17 protein-coding genes are annotated in these 15,715 nt (G+C 66.1%); 13 read left to right on the plus strand and 4 right to left on the minus strand.

What is annotated here, in order from left to right:
- Positions 1–3: 3 nt before the first annotated feature.
- The 4 genes from fliS to fliE all read right to left on the minus strand — a co-directional run bounded on the left by fliS (position 4) and on the right by fliE (position 4,018).
- Positions 4–429, minus strand: coding sequence for a flagellar export chaperone FliS (gene fliS / locus AC1DHL_RS28110; RefSeq protein WP_478164123.1), 426 nt, complete (start codon positions 427–429; stop codon positions 4–6).
- Between the two features lie 22 nt (positions 430–451).
- Positions 452–1,903, minus strand: a complete 1,452-nt coding sequence (fliD, locus tag AC1DHL_RS28115) for a flagellar filament capping protein FliD (RefSeq protein WP_478164124.1) — start codon at positions 1,901–1,903, stop codon at positions 452–454.
- A gap of 111 nt (positions 1,904–2,014) precedes the next feature.
- Positions 2,015–3,547: a flagellin N-terminal helical domain-containing protein gene (locus tag AC1DHL_RS28120; RefSeq protein ID WP_478105208.1), complete on the minus strand. Its 1,533-nt coding sequence runs from the start codon at positions 3,545–3,547 to the stop codon at positions 2,015–2,017.
- 147 nt (positions 3,548–3,694) lie between these two features.
- Positions 3,695–4,018 (minus strand): flagellar hook-basal body complex protein FliE, encoded by a 324-nt coding sequence (fliE, locus tag AC1DHL_RS28125; RefSeq protein WP_478105210.1) that lies wholly within the window; start codon positions 4,016–4,018, stop codon positions 3,695–3,697.
- A 245-nt stretch (positions 4,019–4,263) separates the two neighbouring features.
- Between fliE and fliF the strand changes: the two genes are divergently transcribed.
- From fliF to fliR, 13 genes are all read left to right on the plus strand, one after another.
- A complete protein-coding gene (gene fliF / locus AC1DHL_RS28130) occupies positions 4,264–6,015 on the plus strand; it encodes a flagellar basal-body MS-ring/collar protein FliF (protein ID WP_478164125.1) in 1,752 nt (583 codons plus the stop codon).
- Positions 6,005–7,003 carry a flagellar motor switch protein FliG gene (gene fliG / locus AC1DHL_RS28135; RefSeq protein ID WP_478164126.1) on the plus strand — a complete coding sequence of 333 codons (999 nt, stop codon included), beginning with the start codon at positions 6,005–6,007 and terminating at the stop codon, positions 7,001–7,003. Before fliF ends, fliG begins: the two co-directional genes overlap by 11 nt.
- Positions 6,990–7,790 (plus strand): flagellar assembly protein FliH, encoded by an 801-nt coding sequence (fliH, locus tag AC1DHL_RS28140; RefSeq protein ID WP_478164127.1) that lies wholly within the window; start codon positions 6,990–6,992, stop codon positions 7,788–7,790. The genes fliG and fliH overlap by 14 nt, the downstream gene beginning before the upstream one ends.
- Complete coding sequence (gene fliI, locus AC1DHL_RS28145) at positions 7,768–9,219, plus strand: flagellar protein export ATPase FliI (RefSeq protein ID WP_478105216.1); 1,452 nt, start codon at positions 7,768–7,770, stop codon at positions 9,217–9,219. The genes fliH and fliI overlap by 23 nt, the downstream gene beginning before the upstream one ends.
- A 34-nt stretch (positions 9,220–9,253) precedes the next feature.
- Complete coding sequence (gene fliJ, locus AC1DHL_RS28150) at positions 9,254–9,709, plus strand: flagellar export protein FliJ (RefSeq protein WP_478164128.1); 456 nt, start codon at positions 9,254–9,256, stop codon at positions 9,707–9,709.
- Positions 9,710–9,726: 17 nt separating this feature from the next.
- Complete coding sequence (locus AC1DHL_RS28155) at positions 9,727–11,103, plus strand: flagellar hook-length control protein FliK (protein ID WP_478164129.1); 1,377 nt, start codon at positions 9,727–9,729, stop codon at positions 11,101–11,103.
- A gap of 104 nt (positions 11,104–11,207) precedes the next feature.
- Positions 11,208–11,690, plus strand: coding sequence for a flagellar basal body-associated FliL family protein (locus AC1DHL_RS28160; RefSeq protein WP_478164130.1), 483 nt, complete (start codon positions 11,208–11,210; stop codon positions 11,688–11,690).
- A gap of 21 nt (positions 11,691–11,711) precedes the next feature.
- Positions 11,712–12,713 (plus strand): flagellar motor switch protein FliM, encoded by a 1,002-nt coding sequence (gene fliM / locus AC1DHL_RS28165; protein ID WP_478164131.1) that lies wholly within the window; start codon positions 11,712–11,714, stop codon positions 12,711–12,713.
- The gene (fliN, locus tag AC1DHL_RS28170) at positions 12,706–13,122 is read left to right on the plus strand and encodes a flagellar motor switch protein FliN (RefSeq protein WP_478105224.1); all 417 of its coding nucleotides are present in this window, start codon (positions 12,706–12,708) and stop codon (positions 13,120–13,122) included. Before fliM ends, fliN begins: the two co-directional genes overlap by 8 nt.
- Positions 13,122–13,634 (plus strand): flagellar biosynthetic protein FliO, encoded by a 513-nt coding sequence (fliO, locus tag AC1DHL_RS28175; protein WP_478164132.1) that lies wholly within the window; start codon positions 13,122–13,124, stop codon positions 13,632–13,634. The genes fliN and fliO overlap by 1 nt, the downstream gene beginning before the upstream one ends.
- A complete protein-coding gene (gene fliP / locus AC1DHL_RS28180) occupies positions 13,634–14,389 on the plus strand; it encodes a flagellar type III secretion system pore protein FliP (protein WP_478164133.1) in 756 nt (251 codons plus the stop codon). Before fliO ends, fliP begins: the two co-directional genes overlap by 1 nt.
- Before the next feature lie 10 nt (positions 14,390–14,399).
- A complete protein-coding gene (gene fliQ, locus AC1DHL_RS28185) occupies positions 14,400–14,669 on the plus strand; it encodes a flagellar biosynthesis protein FliQ (RefSeq protein ID WP_478105228.1) in 270 nt (89 codons plus the stop codon).
- A gap of 85 nt (positions 14,670–14,754) precedes the next feature.
- Positions 14,755–15,546 (plus strand): flagellar biosynthetic protein FliR, encoded by a 792-nt coding sequence (gene fliR, locus AC1DHL_RS28190; protein ID WP_478164134.1) that lies wholly within the window; start codon positions 14,755–14,757, stop codon positions 15,544–15,546.
- The last annotated feature ends 169 nt before the right edge of the window (positions 15,547–15,715 follow it).

Here is a 15,715-nt window from a genome sequence, read left to right on the forward strand (position 1 = left end):
ATGTCAGGCCGCCACGGCGGGACCGGTTTCGATCTCGCGCCAGGCCGATGCGATGTTGTCGAGCAAGCCATCGGCTTCGTCGAGCGCCGTGGCGTCGTTGCGCAGGTTGGCGTGGAGCAGCCGCAGGACGATGTAGTCGTAGAGCGAAGAGAGATTGCGCACCAGCTCGGCACCGGCCGGGCCCGCTGCCTCGGCGTCGAGGCTCGCCTTCAGTCCGTTGTCGACGATGTTGACGGCATTGGAGATCGCCTTGCCCTTGGCTGCGATGTCGTTGGCCGCAAGGTGATGTCGCGCCATGCCGATCGCCGTGCGCGCGCCGTCGAACAGCATGCAGATCAGCTGATGCGGCGACGCGCTCATCGCGCCGGATTCGACACCAACGCGCGCATAGGCATTCGCGCCGGTCCTGAAGCTGTGGGGGGTGTACATGGTCGTCTCCTCGCGATCCGGGCTACTTGCTGCTGCTGCTCATCGCATCGAACTGCTGCTTGAGGTAGGTCATGGTGTTGTTCATGCTGCTGACGAGCACGTCGAGCTGCGTGAACTGCGTCCGATAGCGGTCCATCGTCGCGTTGACGCGGTCCTGCATGTCGTTGTATTGCTTGCTGAGATCGTCCAGCGTGGAGTTCACGCCGTCGGTGGCGGCAGTCAGCGCGCCCTGGGTCGAGGTCAGGTCCGTGACGAGCGCGCTGATCTGCTTGCCGTAGCCCGCGGTGCTGTTGCTCGCGCTCGAGAACAGGGCGGCGACGCCATTCATGTTCCTGGTCATGGCGCTGCTGAGCTTGGTCGCGTCCAGCGCCAGCGTGCCGTCCTTCTGGAACGAGATGCCGACCTCGGACAACACCTTCATGTCGTTCGGGCCGCCGCCCTGCGGCGTGGTCAGCGTCTGGCGCACTCGCGCCAGCAGGTTGCGCAAGGTCTGGTCGCCCGTCAGCGCCGCGCCGGTCTTGGTGTCGGCGTTGTAGGCCGAGAGACTCGTCGCGGTGCTCTGCAGGGTGTTGTAGGCATTGACGAACGCATTGACCGCGGAGCTCACGACCGAGGTGTCCGTCGTCATGCTCAGGCTGCTAGTCCCGACCTTCGTCAGCGACAGCGTGGTGCCCTGGATCGCCTCCGCAACGTTGTTGCTCGCGCTGACCACGTCGATGCCGTTGACGTTGAGCTTGGCGTCCTGCGCAGCCGCGGTCTGCCGCAGCGATTGCGTGCCTGCGGGGTCGTAGCCCAGCAGGCCTTGCAGCGCGCTGTCACCGTCGACAGAGATCTTCATGGTCGACGATGCGCCCGACTGGGTCGAGGTGAGCACCAGGCGGAACGGCGTGCCGCTGCCGTCGTTCACCACGCTGGCGGTGACGCCGGCGTTTGCCTTGTTGATCGCATCGCGAATGCCTTCGAGCGTGTTGGTGCCGGCGCCGACGGTGACCGACAAGGCAGTGCGGCTCGCATCCGCGTCGAAGGTGGCGCCGGTGTATTGGCCGGTCGTGGTGTCGAGCGAGCCGCCGCTGATCGATCCGAACTGGATGGTGATCGTGCCGCTTCCAATCGCCGTCTTCGAATTCGCCTGTCCCGTCGAAACCAGCGACTGCGACTGCGCCAACTGCGAGACGCTGATGGCGTAGTTGCCCGCGACGGCATTGCTCGCCGTGACGGCGGAAAGCACGTCGGTGCTGCCCACCGATGCCTTCACCGTGCTGAAGAGCGTCGGGTCTGCGAGCTTGTCCCCGGCGGTCTTGAGCGTGTTCAGGGCGCTCTGGATCTGCGCGTAGGCCGACAGCTTGCTGGTGTAGCTGGTCGCCTGCGTCTGGATGTCCTGCAGTGGCTGGTTCTCCGCGGTCTGGAGTTGGGTCAGAAGGCTCGAGAGGTCGAGGCCGGAGCCGACGCCCAGGCTGCTGATGGAAGTGGTCATGCTGCTTTCTCTTCTTTCTGTTCTTCGCTTTTCTCTGCGGCCTGCCCACCAGGCAAGCCGCAGGGAAAAGCGCAGGCATGCGGCCGGAGCCCCACGCCCGCGCCGCACTGATTAACGCAGCAGCGAGAGCACGCCTTGCGTGGTCTGGTTCGCCTGGGCCAGCACGGAGGTACCGGCTTGCTGCAGGATCTGTGCGCGGGTCATGTTCGACACTTCCACTGCGTAGTCGGCATCTTCGATACGCGAACGGGCGGCCGACAGGTTGTTGGTCGTGTTGTTCAGGTTCGTGATGGTCGATTCGAAGCGGTTCTGCACGGCACCCAGTTGGCTGCGGAGCGTGTCGACGTCGGACAGTGCCGCATCGATCGAAGCGAGCGGATCGGGGTTGAGCTGGTCGCTCACCGTCACCTTGCCGGTGCTGTCGACGTCGGCCTTGTAGTAGACGTCGCTGCCGTTCTTCGTGCCCTTGACCACGTAGCCGCCGTCGGTGCCGTCGGCGTTGGTGACCTTGTGCAGCGAGAGGTTGGTGCCGACCGAAGTCGCGCTCAGGCCGGACAGGTCGGCCGTGACTGCGGGCGTCGAGTTCGGGACTTCCGAGGTCTTCTGGACCACGGACACGCTGGCGGCCGGCGTCACGGCGGCACTGCTGCTGTCGTACGTCACCTTGCCGTTGGTCATGTCGAGGCTGGCAGAGTAGTAGGTCGTACCGCCATCCGTCGATGCGTACATGCTGCCGGAGCTGTCCACGTAGAACGTCGGCGCCGCTGCGGTGTTCGTGTCCTTGAACTTGACGTTGGCAACGTCGATGGTGACCGTGCCTTCGGCCAGATTGCCCGACGTGACTTGCGTAGCACCGGCCGGTGCGGTGGTCGATCCCGTGCTCGAGTCGTATTCCAACTCGCCGGTCGTGTTGTTGTAGCCGCTTACCGCGTAATAGTTGGTGCCGTCGGAGACCCATTGCTGGCTCGGGTCGGTGTCGCTGACGAAGACTTGCGACGGGCCAGGGGTGGCGTTGGTGTCGTCGGCCGTCAGGTCGAAACTGGTCGGTGCGGACGATGCCGGAACCAGCGTGGTCGTTGCAGCGGTTGCCACGGTCGACAGGTCGACCGACTTCTTCGTGAGGTCGAGGTTGCCCAGGCCGAGCGTGGCGGACGTGATCTTCTTCAGGTCGATGTCGATGGTTTCGCCGTCGTTGGCGCCAACCTGGATGCTCAGCTTCGAGTCGCTGGCGAGCACGTTCACGCCGTTGAAGTTCGTCTGTGCCGACACGCGGTCGATTTCATCGAGGCGCTGCTTGATTTCAGCCTGGATCGAGGACAGGTCGCTGTCCGAGTTCGTGCCGTTGGCGGCCTGCACCGACAGTTCGCGGACGCGCTGCAGGTTGTTGTTGATTTCGTTCAACGAACCTTCGGTCGTCTGAGCGAGCGAGATGCCGTCGTTGGCGTTGCGGGCGGCTTGCGTGAGACCCTTGACGTTCGCGGTGAAGCGGTTGGCAATGGCCTGGCCGGCAGCGTCGTCCTTGGCGCTGTTGATGCGCATGCCGGAAGACAAACGCTCGATCGCCGAATTCAGCGAGCTTTGCGACTTGTTGAGGTTGTTCTGGGCAACCAGCGAGAGGTAGTTGGTGTTGATGACTTGCGTCATTCTCGACTCCTAGTAAGAAAGGTTGAAGGCACTTGGACCGTAACGCTGGCTCTTGCCCTTGCAGGCTTTTGATTCCACCGTTGGATGAGTTATCGACCGGGCCTCTCAAACCTTTAGGGTGCGAGCGAAAAAAAGCGCGCCGACAAATCAGGCGGGCAGATTCATCACTTCCTGATAGGCGGCGACCAGCCGGTTGCGCACCTGCAAGCCGGTCTGGAAGGCGACGTTGGCCTTCTGCAAGTCGACCATCACGTCGTTGAGCGCAATGCCCGGCTTGCCGAGTTCGAAAGCCTCGGCCTGGCCGTAGGCCTGCGTCTGCGCGCCGCTGATGTTGTCCAGCGAACGCTTGAGTTCGGCGGCGAACCCCCCCGTCTCGACGGAGGCGGCGGCGGACGTGGTCGGAACACAGTCCGCCTGCAGCGCGGTGACCCGCATCTGTTGCAAGACGGACTCGATGGCGGCGATGGACATGGGAGATCTTTCTCTTGAGGGCTTTCAGCGTACCAAGGGGAGGTCCCTATGCAAGCCGCCAACAGACGGGAAAACCCACCGCTGTTCAGCCCATCGATTTTGTTACGACTGCTGACAATCGATCGCGAAACGACAAGCCTGTTGACCCGATCAACGACCTCCGGCATGAACCCTGAACAACGAATCTCCACCTTCAACATGACGACGGACGGCGCCAGCGCCCCGGCCATGAAGAGGACTCGCCCATGAGTTCTGCGGCATCCGCGGGCTTGGCGCCGACAGCGCCCTCGCTCCCCCCGGTCCTCGAACGGCTGCGCGCCCAACCCAAGCTGCCGATGATCCTCGGCGCGGCCGCGCTGGTGGCGGCGGCCGCGGCGTTCACGCTCTGGAACCGCGGCCCGGACTACAAGGTGCTCTACACCAACGTGTCCGACCGCGACGGCGGCGCGATCATCGCGTCGCTCCAGCAGATGAACGTGCCCTACAAGTTCGCAGAAGGCGGCGGCGCGATCCTGGTGGCTGGCGACAAGGTGCCCGAAGTGCGGCTGCGGCTCGCAGCGCAGGGCTTGCCCAAGGCGGGCGGCGTCGGCTTCGAACTGATGGACAACCAGAAGTTCGGGACCAGCCAGTTCGCGGAACAGGTCAACTACCAGCGCGCGCTCGAAGGCGAACTCGCGCGGTCCATCGAATCCATCGGCACGGTCGAAGCGGCGCGCGTGCATCTCGCGCTCCCCAAGCCGTCGCTCTTCGTGCGCGAGCAGAAGAAGCCCTCGGCGTCGGTCGTCCTGACGCTGCAACGTGGCCGCAGCATCGATGAAGGCCAGGTCAGCGCGATCGTCCACATGATCTCCAGCAGCGTGCCGGAGCTCGACGCGAAGAGCGTGACGGTCGTCGACCAGCGCGGCAACCTGCTTTCGGCCGCCAACAGCGGCGCGCGCGGCCTGGACGTGAGCCAGCTCAAGTATGTGCAGGAAATCGAGCAGGGCTACATCCGCCGCATCGAAGCCATCCTGCAGCCGATCGTGGGTGCGAACAATGTTCGCGCGCAGGTCGCGGCCGACGTGGATTTCTCAGTCGTCGAGCACACCGACGAGAAGTACCAACCCAATCAGAACCCCGGCTCGACCGCGATTCGCAGCCAGCAGTCGAGCGAATCGAGCCAGCACGGCGCCCCGCCGCCCGGCGGCGTGCCTGGCGCGCTGACGAACCAGCCGCCGGTGAATCCGACTGCGCCGATCAGCACGCCCAAGCCGCCAAATCCCGCCGCGCCGGGTGCGCAGAGTGCACAAGGTGCGCAGGGAACTGCGAAAGCGGCCGCTGCTGGGGCCGCTTCGTCGGTCACGGCCTCCACGCCGACCGGCCCCGGCAGTTCGCGCAAGGATGTCACGACGAACTACGAACTCGACCGCTCGATCCGCCATGTCCAGCAAGGCGCCGGTGCCGTCAAGCGCCTGTCGGTCGCGGTGGTCGTGAACTACAAGGAAGCGAACGACGGCGGCAAGACGGCAGCGCGGGCATTGACGCCCGTCGAGATCGACCAGATCAAGAACCTGACCAGGGAAGCGATGGGTTTCAGCCCGGAGCGCGGCGATTCGATCAACGTGGTCAACAGTCCCTTCGCCGACGACCGCGAACCGGCCGCACCCGAAGTTCCGTACTGGCGCGACCGCGACAACATCGAACTCGCCAAGGGCATCGGCCAATACCTGCTGCTCGCCGCGCTCGCGCTCTTCGTCTGGTTCGCCGTGCTGCGGCCCCTGCTGCGCAAGCACCTGGCACCGCCGGAGCTGCTGCCTCCGCCGGTGGTCATGGTCGAAGAACAGCCAATGTTGCCGCCCGCCGAGGAACAGGCGCAGATCTCGCCCGAAGAAGCCCTGCGCATACGCGAATCGACGCGCCAGAAGGCCGACATGGACTACGCACATCAGACCGCCAACCAGGATCCCAAGCTGGTGGCGACGCTGATCCAGCACTGGATGAACAGCAATGATCAGTGAAACCGGAACCCGCAAGAGCGCCATCCTCCTGATGGCACTGGGCGAAGACCGTGCAGCCGCCGCGCTGCACCATCTGCCCACCGCCGAAGTGCAGACCCTGGGCCTGGCCATGGCCAAGCTCAACTCGGTCTCGAAGGATGAACTCAATGCGGTGCTGGCCGAGTTTCGCCACGAGACCGAGCAACTGTCCGCACTGCACCTCGGATCGAGCAGCTACATCCGCGCCGTGCTCAGGAAGGCGCTCGGCGAAGACCGCGCCAGCAATCTGCTCGAAGACATCCTGCAGGCCGAAGAGCCGCACAGCGGCATCGAGCGCCTCAACCAGCTCGAAGCCAGCGAGGTGGCCGAACTCATCCGCGACGAACATCCGCAGATCCTCGCGACGGTCCTCATCCACCTGGACCGCATGAAGGCCTCGGAGGTGCTCGAGAAGCTGCCGACGCGCCTGCGGCACGACGTCATCATGCGCATCGCCACCTTCGGGGGCGTGCAGCCGTCGGCGCTCAACGAGCTCACGGACGTGCTCACCGAAATGCTCTCGGGCCAGGGCCTCAAGCGCAGCCGGCTGGGTGGCGTCAGGACCGCGGCGGAGATCGTCAACCTCATGGCGAGCGCGCAGGAGGAAGAAGCGATCGCCCACGTGCGGGAGGCCGACGAGGCCCTTGCGCAGCGCATCGTCGACGAGATGTTCGTCTTCGAGAACCTGCTCAGCCTCGAGGACCGGAGCATCCAGCGCCTGCTCAAGGACATCGAGTCCGACTCGCTCATCATCGCGCTCAAGGCCGCGCCGCAGGATCTGCGCGACAAGTTCCTCAACAACATGTCGCAGCGCGCCGCCGAGACGCTTCGCGAAGACATGGAGCTTCGCGGTCCGGTCCGTGTGTCGCAGGTCGAGGCCGAACAGAAGACCATTCTGCAGGTCGCGCGCCGCCTCGCCGAGGCCGGCGAAATCGTGATTGCCGCACCGGGTACCGATGACTTTGTCTAAGCACAACTTCGCGGCCGGCGCGCGCAGCCGCCTCGCGTCCGCCTATACGCCGGCCGCCAGCCCGGCCAGTGCGCCTCCTGCGCCGAAACATCCCAAGCCCGTGTTGTCGGCCTGGCAGCGCTGGGAGATGGACACGCTGATCGAACCCACGCCGCCCACGTCCACGGCGCGGCCTGCCATCGCGCCTGCCGAGATGGCGCCCTCCCCTGTACTGATCCATGCCGCGGAACTGGCGCAACTTCGCCGCGAAGCGCGCACGGCCGGCGAATCCGAAGGCCGTCGCGAAGGACGGGTGAAGGGCCACGCCGAAGGCCTTGCCGAGGGCCGTGCGGAAGGCCTGGCTGCCGGGCTTGCCGCTGCCAGCGCGCACGCGGAGCATCTGCGTGCGCTCGCCACGAGCCTGCCCGAAGCCATGCGCCGCGCCGAGAGCGAACTCGCCGATGCGCTCCTGACGCTGGCCCTCGACGTGGCACGGCAGGTGGTCCACCGCACCTTGCGCGCCGAACCCGAATGGGTGCTGCCCTTGGTCCAGGACCTTCTGCATGCCGAGCCTGCATTGCAGGGCGAACCCCGCCTGCTGCTGCATCCCGACGACGTGGCGCTGGTGAAGAGCAGTCTCGGCAATGAACTTCAGTCCGCGGGCTGGCAAGTGCGTGCCGACGAGACGATCTCGCGTGGCGGATGCCGCGTGCAATCGGCGAGCGGCGAAGTCGATGCCAGCCTGGAGATGCGCTGGAAAAGCGTCACAGCCGCTCTTCAACGCGATGCCGACGCGCAAGGGGTCTGAGCCGATGACGACCGTGACGGCCCAGGGCACTGCTCCCAATCCCCATCTGGCGTCCTGGCTCGCGACGCTGGCGAAGGCCCGCGCCGACGTGAGCCAATGCGCAATGACCACGCAGTCGGGCCGGCTGACGCGCGCCGTCGGCCTCGTGCTGGAGGCCGTGGGCCTGCAATTGCCCGTCGGCAGCGACTGCCTGATCGAATTGCCGCCGGGGCATCCGCAACGCCATGCGGAAGCCGAAGTGGTCGGCTTCGCGGGTGATCGCCTGTTCCTGATGCCGCAAAGCGAAGTGGCCGGCCTGCTGCCCGGCGCACGCGTCATTGCACGGCCCGGCACAGCCGGCTCCGCACTGACCGGCGACGCGCACACCAAGCGCCTGCCGGTCGGCGAAGGCATGCTCGGCCGCGTGGTGGATGCCGCCGGACGGCCACTCGACGGCCTGGGTCCGCTCGACATCAGCCGCAAGGTGCCGCTGTCATCGCCGCCGATGAACCCGCTGTCGCGCGCGCCGATCGACTCGGTGCTCGACGTCGGCGTGCGCGCCATCAACGCGATGCTCACCGTCGGTCGCGGCCAGCGCATGGGCCTCTTCGCCGGCTCCGGCGTGGGCAAGAGCGTGCTGCTGGGGATGATGGCGCGCTACACCAGCGCCGAAGTGATCGTCGTCGGCCTGATCGGCGAACGCGGGCGCGAAGTCAAGGACTTCATCGAGAACACGCTGGGCGAAGAAGGCCTGGCGCGCGCCGTCGTCGTCGCCGCACCGGCGGACAACTCGCCGTTGCTGCGCCTGCAGGGCGCGGCCTATGCCACCTGCCTGGCCGAGTATTTCCGCGACCAGGGCAAGGACGTGCTGCTCATCATGGATTCGCTGACGCGCTACGCGATGGCGCAACGCGAGATCGCGCTCGCCGTGGGCGAACCGCCGGCCACCAAGGGCTACCCGCCTTCGGTGTTCGCAAAGCTGCCCGCGCTCGTGGAGCGTGCCGGCAACGGCGCACGCGACGCCGACGGCCGCGGCGGCTCGATCACCGCCTTCTACACGGTGCTCTCCGAGGGCGACGACCAGCAGGACCCGATCGCCGATTCGGCGCGCGCCATCCTGGACGGCCACGTCGTCCTCTCCCGCACCTTGGCCGAGGCGGGGCACTACCCCGCCATCGACATCGAGGCCTCCATCAGCCGCGCGATGACGGCGCTGATTCCGCCGACGCAGTTCGACGTGGTGCGCCGCTTCAAGCAGATGCTCTCCCGCTACCAGCGCAATCGCGACCTGATCAGCGTCGGCGCCTACGCGCCCGGCCACGACGCGCAGCTTGACCAGGCGATCGCGATGTACCCGCGCATCGAGGCCTTCCTGCAGCAGGCCATGGAAGAGCGTACCGACTACACCGCCTCGATCGAGCGCATGCGCAAGCTCTTCGAAGCGGCCTGAACCCCGCACCCGTGCAAACGCAGCAAGGAACACCATGCCCCAGCGACTCCCCCTCGACACGCTGACCGACCTGGCCCGCACGCAGACCGACGATGCCGCACGACGACTCGGCGTGCTGCAGAACGCACAACTCAGCGCGGCCCAGAAACTCGAGATGCTGCTGCAATACCGCAAGGACTACGAGATCCAGCTGCAGGCGCTGATGAGCGAAGGCCTGCCCACCGCGAAGTGGCGCAACTACCAGGCCTTCCTCGGCACGCTCGACGGGGCTATCGAGCAGCAGCGCGCCATCGTCGCCCAGGCGGACAACCGGCTCGACCTGGGCCGCCACGACTGGCAGCACCACAAGCGCCGGCTCACCTCCTTCGACACGCTCGCCGAGCGCGTGCGCCGCCAGGAACTGCTGGCCCAGGCCAAGCGCGAGCAGCGCGACAGCGACGAACGATCGGCCCGGAAGTACTTCGACCGCGCCGCCAACCCGACCCTTTGAAGTTTCCGGAATCGCCCATGCCTACCGTCACCTCGCCATCCGTCAATTTCTCGACCACGTCTGCCACATCGGCCGCCTCGGCGCCCGCATCCGGCACGCGCGGTCGCAGTGCCGAGCAACCCGGAGGCCAGGGCTTCGGCGCGGTCCTCGACCGTTCGCGCGCGGCGAGCCGTGCCGACACGGACGAGGCCGCCGAGACCGCGTTGCGCACGACAGGCGCGGGCCGCAAGCCGGCGCGCGCGGGCGAGAAGAAGAGCGAACTCAGCCCCGCCGACGTGATGGCCATGCTCGCGCCGCTGCCCTCGCACGTCGCGCATGCCACGGCCAGTTCCAAGGGCGGCGCGGCCTCCGGTACGAGCGATGATCTGGCGCCGGATGCTGTTCGACGCGCGCTGCCCGGCGACGCCTCGACCCTCGCAACGGCCGCACGGCAAGCCGGCGCAGAGCAAGCGTCCGCAACCGCGACCACAGACGCGGCCAAGGACGATGCCGCGGGTGACGGCGCTGCGGACGCGACGGTTCGCGCCGCCGCACAGGCGTCTGCCGGCGACCCGAAGATTCCGGCAGGCGCCGGGACGGCCACACCCTCACCGACCGCGAACGCAGACGCTGCGGTCACGTCAGCGGTCGCCGCTCTCGCGCCGCAGCCGGCTGCCGGATCCGCGACAACGACCGCCGCTTCGTCGACGAAGGCAGCGTCCGCCAAGGACGCGTCTGTTTCGGTCGCGACGGACAAGATCTCCTCCACACCACCACCCGTCGCAACTGAAAGCGCCAAGACTTCCGCGCCGTTCGCATCCACCGCATCAGCCGAGGCCAGCACCCTCGACGCAGACAGCGGCGCGGCGCCGCAGCCCCTGCCGCAACTCCAGGCGCTCGCCGCGGCCCCGAGCGATCGCGCCGCCGCACCCGCAAGCACTACACCGGTGCTGTCGGTGGCGCCGCCCGTCGGGAGCGACGAATGGGGTCCGGACATCGGCCAGCAGATGATCCGCATGAGCGCCAGCGGCCACCATGTCGCGGAACTCAACCTCAACCCGTCGGGCCTCGGCCCGCTCAAGGTCACCCTGACGATGGGTGACAACCAGGCGCAGGCGATGTTCATGTCCGCACACGAAAGCGTGCGCAAGGCCGTCGAGGCTGCGCTTCCGCAGTTGCGCACGACGCTGGCAGAACAGGGCATCAGCCTCGGCCAGACTTCGGTCGGCGCAGAGACGCGCCAGCCCTTCGGCCAAGGCGGCGCTTTTGCGGACCAGAACCCATCGCGGCCGCAGCAGAGCCCGTCCGACTATCCGGGCGCGAACCGCACCGACACGGCGGCCGCGACGACGCGGATTGCGCCCGCCGCGGCCTCCGTGGGCCGCTCGGGTTCCGGCCTCGACACCTTCGCCTGAAGACGCGCCAAAGGACGGATCTGAAGCGCTTTTCCACGCTTGATCAGCCATTCGCCTGCCGGACAGTTCGCCAAGAATAGACCGAACAAGTTATCAGCTTCATCATGGCTACCTCAACTCCTGTCGCAACCCCCGCCGCTGCCGCACCCCGCTCCTCGAAGCTGCTGATCGGCCTTCTGGTCGGGGTCAGCCTCCTCGCCGCCGGCGGCGCGGCCTACGTCTTTCTCGGCCACAAGGACGCATCGACCGAGGCTGCCAAGGTGGCACCCGAGAAGCCGATCTTCGTGACCCTGGAGCCGCTGACCGTGAACCTCCAGAGCGAAGGCCGCGGCAAGTTCCTGCACGTCGGCATCGCCCTCAAGATGCGCGACGAGCCCGCCAAGGCGCAGGTCGTCGAGTTCATGCCCGAGCTGCGCAGCCGCGCCTTGATGCTGCTGTCCAACCGTGCGCCTGATTCGCTGGTGTCGACCGACGACAAGACCAGGCTCGCCGATGAAATCCGCGCCGAGCTGAACCGCCCCCTGAGCGACAAGTTGCCCGAGCAGGGCATCGCCAGCGTCTCCTTCAACACCTTCGTGGTGCAGTGATCACCTCCAGGCAAGCGACACATGGCCTATGAACAGGTCCTCTCGCAGGACGAGGTCGATGCCCTGCTGCAAGGCGTCACCGGCGGCAGCGTCGACCAGACCGCATCGCCCGCGCCGCCGGCCGACGGGCTTCCAGCCTACGACCTCGGTGCGCCCGACCGCGTGGTGCGCAGCCGCATGCACACGCTGGAGGTCATCAACGACCGCTTCGCGCGCGGCCTGCGCGGCGCACTGCTGAACTTCATGCGCCGCAGCCCCGACATCACGGTCGGATCGGTGCAGATCCAGCAATACGGCGAGTTCGTCCGGCATCTTCCGGTGCCGGCGAACATCAACATGCTGCACATGAAGCCGCTGCGCGGCACGGCCCTCTTCGTGTTCGACCCGAAGCTGGTGTTCCTGGTGGTGGACAACCTCTTCGGCAGCGACGGCCGCTACCACGTGCGCGTCGAAGGCCGCGACTTCACGCGGACCGAGCAGCGCATCATCAAGCGCCTTCTCGACCTCTCGCTGCAGTGCTACGGCGAAGCGTGGAAGCCGGTGTATCCGCTCGACTTCGACTACGTGCGCGCCGAGATGCACGGCAAGCTGGCCAACATCGTCGCACCCAACGAAGTCGTGATCAACACCACGCTGCAGATCGAGTTCGGCCCCATCGGCGGCTTCCTGCATGTGTGCATCCCCTACTCGATGATCGAGCCGATCCGCGACCTTCTGTCGAATCCGATCCAGGACGAGGTCGAGATCGACAAGCGCTGGGTCAAGCAGATGTCAAGGCAGATGCAGGCAGCCGACGTCGAACTCACCGCCGACTTCGTGACGATGTCCTCGACCATTGGCGAAGTCCTGAAGCTCCAGGTCGGCGATGTGCTGCCCATCGAGTTGCCGACCACCGTGGTTGCCAAGGTCGACGGCGTGCCGGTGATGGATTGCGGCTTCGGCACATCGAACGACCGCTACGCCCTGCGCGTGAAAAACATGATCACTCACCAAGACAGCGATTTGAAGAACGACCATGACTGACTTCACCTCTACCGTCAGCGAAGCGGACGACTGGGCCGCAGCGCTCGCCGAGCAGACCTCCTCCACCCAGCCCGCACCGGCGCCGGCCATGACGCAGGTCTTCCAGCAGATCCAGGAAACGCCCGCGGCGCCCGCCGGCGTGTCTGCGGTGGACGTCGCGCGCGTGATGGATGTGCCCGTGCAACTCACTGCCGAGATCGGTCGCACGCGCATCACCATCAAGAACCTGCTCCAGCTCTCGCAAGGGTCGGTCGTCGAACTCGACGGCCTGGCAGGCCAGCCGCTCGACGTGCTGATCAACGGCTACCTGATCGCGCAGGGCGAGGTGGTGGTGGTGAACGAGAAGTACGGCATCCGCCTGACGGACATCATCACGCCCTCCGAGCGCATGCAGAAGCTCGCCAGGTGATGACTCACCCCCAGCCTCCCGGCAAAGCCGGTTCCGCGGGATTCCTGGGCTTTGGCGCTCGGCTTCTGGCGGCGGCGATGGCGCTTGCTGCGTTGCCGGTGCATGCGGTGCTGCCGACAGTGCCCTCGCACGCGGCCGAGGCTGCGCCGGCGGTCGGTACGTCGGGGCTGATGCAGGCCGGTTTCGGCATGGTGGTCGTGCTCGGCCTCATCTTTTTATGCGCGTGGCTCGCGCGGCGATTCGGGCTGCAGCGCTTCGGTGGTGGCCATGTCGTGAAGGTGGTGTCCAGTTCCAGCATTGGCCAGCGCGAGCGCGTCGTCGTCGTCGAAGTCGGCGGCACGTGGCTGGTGCTCGGTGTCACGCCCAACCAGATCAACACCTTGCACACCTTGCCCGCGCAGGCCGTGCCTCATGCCCTCGCGGGCGCCGAACTCGTGGCATCGAAACCCCTCGACCTCTTCGCGCAGAAGCTGCGCGAATCCCTCACCGGCAAGACACGTCCGGCTCCGTGATGCGCACCATTCTTCGTCGAAGCCTTCGAGGCGGCGTCGTGCTGCTCGCCGCCATGCTGCCGCTGGCCGCCTGGACGCAGGGCCTGCCCGGCATCACCAGCACGCCCGGACCCGGCGGCAGCCAGACCTGGTCGCTCAGCGTGCAGACGCTGGTGATGCTGACCTCGCTCACCTTTTTGCCTGCGCTGCTGCTGAGCATGACCAGCTTCACGCGCATCCTGATCGTGCTGGGCCTGCTTCGCACCGCCATCGGCACGCAGTCCTCGCCGCCCAACCAGGTGCTCGTGGGCCTGTCGCTGTTCCTGACCTTCTTCGTGATGTCGCCGGTGTTCGACAAGGCGTACAACGACGCCTACAAGCCGTTCTCCGAGAACAAGATCAGCACCGACAAGGCGCTGGAGCGCGGCATCGAGCCTTTCAAGACCTTCATGATGCGGCAAACCCGCGAGAACGACCTCGCCCTCTTCGCCAAGCTTGCCAAGGTGCCCGAGATGCAGGGGCCGGAAGAAGTGCCGCTGCGCATCCTGCTGCCCTCGTTCGTGATCAGCGAACTGAAGACGGCTTTCCAGATCGGCTTCACCATCTTCATTCCCTTTCTCATCATTGACCTGGTGGTGGCGAGCGTGCTGATGTCGATGGGGATGATGATGGTGCCGCCCGCCGGCATCGCATTGCCCTTCAAGCTGATGCTGTTCGTGCTGGCCGACGGCTGGCAGTTGCTGATCGGCGCGCTGGCGCAAAGCTTCTACACCTAGGGACATCGAGATGACACCCGAAACCATCATGTCGATGGGCAACCAGGCGATCCAGGTATCGCTGGTGCTCGCAGCGCCCCTGCTGCTGGTGGCCCTCGTCGTCGGCCTGATCATCAGCATCTTCCAGGCCGCGACGCAGATCAACGAACAGACGCTGTCGTTCATCCCGAAGCTGCTGGCGGTGTTCGCGACCCTGGTCATCGCGGGGCCGTGGATGCTCGAGCAAATGCTGGACTACATCCGCGCGCTGTTCATGAGCATTCCTCAGCTCATCGGCTGACTGTGGCCCCCACGCTCTTCACTTCGTGTATCGCTGCCCCCCGAGGGAGCCGCAGGCCGCCTTGGGGCGGCCCGGCGCCGACCTGATGCCGCAGGTTTTCTCGGTCACGTCGGCGCAGCTCACCGCCTGGGCGGTGGCCTTTCTGTGGCCCTTCGTGCGGATGCTGGCGCTGGTGAGCACTGCGCCAGTCTTCAGCGAATCGTGGGTGCCTCGGCAGGTCAAGGTGGGGATCGCGGCGATGCTCGCGCTGGTGCTTGCGCCTACGTTGGGGCCGATGCCCGATGTTCCGGTGGTGTCGGCCGGGGGGGTGTGGATCATCGTGCAGCAGGTGCTGATCGGCGCGGCGATGGGGTTCACGATGAAACTCATCTTCACCGCAGTGATGGCTGCGGGGGAATACATCGGGCTGCAGATGGGGCTTTCGTTTGCTTCCTTCTTCGATCCGATGAATGGGGGGGCGACGATGGTAGTGGCTCGGCTGTTGAACATGCTGGCGATGCTGATCTTCGTGGCGGTGGATGGGCATCTGCTGATGATTTCTGCGCTGGCGGATAGCTTCCAGGCGCTGCCGATCGGGGATGCGCCGATTGCGGGGCAAGGATGGATGGTGCTGGTGGTGGGTGGGGGGCAGATCTTTGCCAGTGGGTTGATGTTGTCGCTGCCGCTGGTGACTGCGTTGCTGACGATCAATCTGGCGATGGGGATCTTGAATCGGGCTTCGCCGCAGTTCAGTATTTTTGCTGTGGGGTTTCCGTTGACTCTGCTGGCGGGGATATGGATGTTGCAGTTGTTGATGCCGCATCTGGCGGGGTTTTTGGAGCCTCGGTTTGGGGAGGGGATTGACTTGATGGTTCGGGTGGTGGGGGGGTTGCGTTGAGGTTTTTTTGGGGGGCTGGGGGCCGGGTCTCGCCCCGGCGGGCGACTCACTTTTCTTTGTTTCGCCAAAGAAAAGTAAGCAAAAGAAAGGCGACCCCACTGTGCGTGTCCCTGCGCTTCGCTTCGGGCAACCTGCGGTGCTCGCTTCAGGCGGGGTCCGCGTGAAACTC

It is taken from the genome of Variovorax sp. 10L426, assembly GCF_056395305.1.